5 protein-coding genes are annotated in these 4,350 nt (G+C 37.4%); 3 read left to right on the forward strand and 2 right to left on the reverse strand.

Features of this window, described 5'->3' with window-relative positions; translation table 11 throughout:
- The first annotated feature begins 211 nt into the window (after nt 1–211).
- Nucleotides 212–1,051 (forward strand): hypothetical protein, encoded by an 840-nt coding sequence (locus ACUVXA_RS16860; protein ID WP_445872453.1) that lies wholly within the window; start codon nt 212–214, stop codon nt 1,049–1,051.
- A 78-nt stretch (nt 1,052–1,129) separates the two neighbouring features.
- On the forward strand, nt 1,130–2,008 hold the full coding sequence (locus tag ACUVXA_RS16865; RefSeq protein WP_445872454.1) for a hypothetical protein: 879 nt from the start codon (nt 1,130–1,132) through the stop codon (nt 2,006–2,008).
- A gap of 177 nt (nt 2,009–2,185) precedes the next feature.
- Here the strand turns inward: ACUVXA_RS16865 and ACUVXA_RS16870 are convergent, their stop codons facing one another.
- Nucleotides 2,186–2,779, reverse strand: coding sequence for a methyltransferase family protein (locus ACUVXA_RS16870; protein WP_445872455.1), 594 nt, complete (start codon nt 2,777–2,779; stop codon nt 2,186–2,188).
- 122 nt (nt 2,780–2,901) lie between these two features.
- On the opposite strand from ACUVXA_RS16870, the gene ACUVXA_RS16875 reads away from it, so the two are divergent.
- On the forward strand, nt 2,902–3,243 hold the full coding sequence (locus tag ACUVXA_RS16875; protein ID WP_445872456.1) for a DsrE family protein: 342 nt from the start codon (nt 2,902–2,904) through the stop codon (nt 3,241–3,243).
- Between the two features lie 33 nt (nt 3,244–3,276).
- Here the strand turns inward: ACUVXA_RS16875 and ACUVXA_RS16880 are convergent, their stop codons facing one another.
- On the reverse strand, nt 3,277–4,104 hold the full coding sequence (locus ACUVXA_RS16880; RefSeq protein WP_445872457.1) for a carbon-nitrogen hydrolase family protein: 828 nt from the start codon (nt 4,102–4,104) through the stop codon (nt 3,277–3,279).
- Nucleotides 4,105–4,350 lie beyond the last annotated feature (246 nt).

Raw genomic sequence — 4,350 nt, forward strand, 5'->3', positions numbered from 1 at the left:
ATTATAAGATGAAAGAGTGATGGGACAAATTTTTTAAAGGAAAAATATGTTTTTTTAGTGAGGAAAATTACAGCGAATAGGTTCACCAGGTTTGAAGTTTCCGACGGATCCATTGTAAAATCACCGAAAAATGGGGATAGAAAAACTAGTAAATGGAAGGATGACTATATTAATCAGAGAAAAGTGAGACAAAAGTTTGAGGAGAAATTCATTGTTGCTAAAGTCTATTGCGGAAATACTAGTCAGTTGTCTAGGCTTTGCCTACGATAAGCCTTGCCGTTACTTAATTTTAGAAGAGGGCAAGCTTACTAGGTGTGCTTTAGACTATTCTGTGCCTATATGTAAAGGTCTATGGTGTGAACCTATTACCGAAGAATTAATGATTACCACCTGTGATAAGCTAGCGGATGTAGCGAGATCACTTCCCAATAAGATATCCTGCGGCGTAACAGATTTAGATCTATATTTGACAGGAGGATGCCAATTTACAGACAGTGTAGCGGTAATTGGTGAACCGAGAACTATGACTTTTTTGGCTATGAACATAATTGTTACTGTAAGTAAGAGGAATATTAAATCGTATTATTATACCACCAGTAAGGGTACCCGCCTCAATACTATTAAGAAAATGGTGGAGAAGATTGGAGTAAAATCATGCACAGTTGATGATATCGTCAAATTTTATGAGGATATAAGGGAGGGTTACCAGTTGGTGGATAGATTAAAGGAACTGTTGAATAATTCACAGAAAGAGAATTTTGAGGGGCTCCTAATTATCAGAGATTCAATTTTGAAATATATTAAGGAAGAAGCCTTGTTCCCAAAGAAGATTCTGGAATGGGAAGAAAAGATTCAAAGGTTGAATCTCCGAAGAATGCTAACCATATCAATGTTTGAATCAAAAAGTCTGGACGAGGAAATTAGAGAATTTATTATTAATACTTATTCTTTGGTGATTGAAACCCGTGATAATCCGCCAAGTTTTAAGATTGTTAAAAAGGAGTCGGGCAGGCCTAGTGATTGGATTCAGGTAGATTTGTCTGTGCCGTGAACTGTATTTTTATATGTGGGTATGTTAATCATTATTGCAGAAAAAAACTTAATTTAGAATATTAAAAGGGTATGAGAAATGATAAAAATTCATGGAAAGACTCCTCCATTCCTGCTTAAAGGTGAAAAACTGATACATGTGGTGCACGGTGTAAGTGTTGGGGAATCCGAAGATTTCAGTCTCCAAACCAATGTAGGAGACTTGTATTTGACGAATATGCGGGTAATTTTTTACGGAGATAAGGGAACCTTAGCTAAGATAATGAGCACCTCCCCCGAAGAGGAGGTGTTTGGAGGATTCAGCGTATTCTTTGAAAACATAGTGGATGTCTCCATAGGAGGACTAGTAGAAAAACACTTAGAAATTAAGTACCCTAGGGAGAGTAAATGGTCGGTGTTCAAATCGGATCACATTGCCATAAAAGGTATGGACACAGATAATATGGGTAGACTGATTAGACTAATTAAAAACTATAAACAAATGGATTTAAAACCCATACCCCTAACAGTGGCAGAAAGGGTACAAGCAGACGAAGATGTGACCAGCCCCGCTTATGATATCATGATGGAAACCGAAGTCGTGCCTAGAGGAGTGGCAAGGGATAAATCACTTGCTAGGAAAATTTGGGATGTACTAAATCCACCAGAACCCGGGTCCATAAAATCCAAATCCAAAACTAAAGTCAAAACTGTATCCAAAGAAGCGAGAGCCGCCCCCGGTAAACCGGGAATATCTGTTTCAGACAAGTTATCTCAAATGATGAAAGATAGGGAAGAAGCTAAAAAACAGAAAATGGAAGCAGAGTTCAAGAAAACCCCTTCAGGATATGTTATGGGTGAAAAAGTGGAAATGGTTTGCCCAGCCTGCGGCAGCACAGTGATGGTGGAGCCGGAAATGGATAGATGTCCTTACTGCAAAAAAATGGTGAATTGGCTAACGGGTAAATTCAAAGATTAATTATCTAATTATCATTTTTCTGAAGTCAATTTATATTTAATAAATAGAGAAGATACTGCTAATCCATTAAAAGAATTTTTAAAAAAATTAATTTTGTAAAAGTTAGGCGATATTAAAATTTCCGAATTTTTCGAAGTTTTGAATTCTTTATAAACAACTATGTGGAAAAACCTTTTTTCATCTTTTATTTCTCTTAAGTATAATAAAACCTGTATCCCTCTTATAATTCAAGTATTCTTCTCCGTAGCGAATAACGAGGTCTGTTTCCTCTGCTCGGCACATTACATAGAATACTGATATCCAAATGAGTGAAAATAGGGCAAGAAAAGGAGAGTTTAGGATGAAAGCAGCTACCCACCAAAACGTTATTTCCCCAGCTGCTTGAGGGTGTCTTATTCTCTGATATATTCCACCGTAGAGTTTATGTTCTTTTTTAGTTACCATTGTTCCTTCTCCAGCATCTTTTATGCCTCTAAACCATAAATATCCGCCGGGAATTGCAATTAAGACTCCTATTACTATGGAAATCCACCAATCCCAGGGAAATGTTCGAGGAAGCGGTAATGGTAGTGGATACAAAAAGTATACCACATAGTTAATTAATGCAACAATCATGAAAACTGAAGCTATTGTTCGGTACTGAGTACATTTATGGTAAGCCTTTTTACCAATCTTTTTCTCCAAAGCAGCTGGCCTTACACTCTTAACATAGAAGTATAACAGAAGCAAAGCTGCAACAATCATCGAAGAAAAATTAATCCAAGCAATCATTTTTATTCCACTATCCCAAATACAATAAATAGAGCAGTTTCTTATAACTTAGGTACCCATATAATGAATTTTTGTAAACTTTTTAGTAGGTTATAGAATTTCATAATAGAGGAGGTGATTAAATGGAGTACTATGCAATTTTTCATCTTAATGAAAAAAATAGGGGTGAAATGGTTCTCCATAATATTGAGAATCTTCTAGCAGATTTAGGGGAAGAAAACATTGAGTTAGAGTTATTGACAAATGGACAAGGAGTCAGAGTGCTTATCAAGGAGTCCAACCAGTTGGAACAATTAATTATGGGACTTGCTGCAAAGGGTGTCCACTTCGCTGTCTGTTCTAACAGTATGCGTAACTTGGGCTTAAGTAGGGATGATTTTTTTGATATGGTTGAAATTGTTACCTCAGGTGTGGGGGAGTTAGTAAAAAAACAGATGCAGGGATGGGCATACATACGACCATAACACACGCCAGTGTGAGATTAGTGAGATTAACCGCTAACTTCTGTATAATTCTGGGCGGCGGTCTTTAAGGGTGGGTGCAGAACCGCTTTCTCTTTTTTGATGCAGAAGTCCCAAGTCTAGTTCTCCAGTTATTACCATCTCCTCGTTAATTTTGGCTTCTGCTATGATACCGTTTGGAGGCCACGAATTCTCACATGGACTCATTATCGCGGATCTTCCCCAGCCGGCCATTTCGGTGATTGGTGGCGTTCCAACCATGCAGGAGAGAACTACATAGATTTGGTTTTCTATGGCTCGTGCTTGGCAGCAGTATCTTACGCGCCAGAAGCCGTGTTCGCCGATGGTGTAGGAAGGACAGAAAATAATCTCTGCGCCTTTTAGGGTGAGGATTCTTACGACTTCTGGGAATTCCACCTCGTAGCAGATAGCTAAACCTACTTTTGCCTTTGTGGTTTCAAATGTTTCAATAGTGTTGCCGGGGGAGATGCCCAGAAAGGGTTCTAATGGAAATAGATGGGTTTTGCTGTGTTCGAAGATTTCTCCATCAGGACAGAAGATATAACCAGTGTTATAATACTTGTCGTTTTTCTTTGTGACATGGGAACCCGCAACAATATACTGTTTTTTCTTTCTGGATAACTGTGTGAATAATTCTAAGTACTGTTCAGTAAATTCATGGATTTTAGATATGTCATTATTTGGAATCAGGTATTGGAGCTCCATGGTGAAGGTTTCGGGAAAAACGATGAAATCCGATCCCTTTGCTCGTTGGATGAGATTCTCCACGTTGGATTCAAAATCTTCAAAACTCTTAATAGGTTTATAAGCAAACTGGACAGATGAAACCTTAACATTCCTCAATATACTCCCTCCAGACGAATCACAAAGTAAGTTAGATGTTAATTAATAAAAATATTGAATTTAAACTCTTTTGTATCTTATGTATAGAAGTTTAGGTGATAATTTTATTGTGGTGGATTGATAATGGGTATGGATTCTGAATTGACGATTAGAGTTAAAAGTATTGCTCAAGAATTGGGAGCTAAAATTGTAGGGGTTTACAGCAGTAGAAAGATTTAATGATAAATAATACCATTCTTAGACTTT

It is taken from the genome of Candidatus Jordarchaeum sp. (assembly GCF_052745115.1).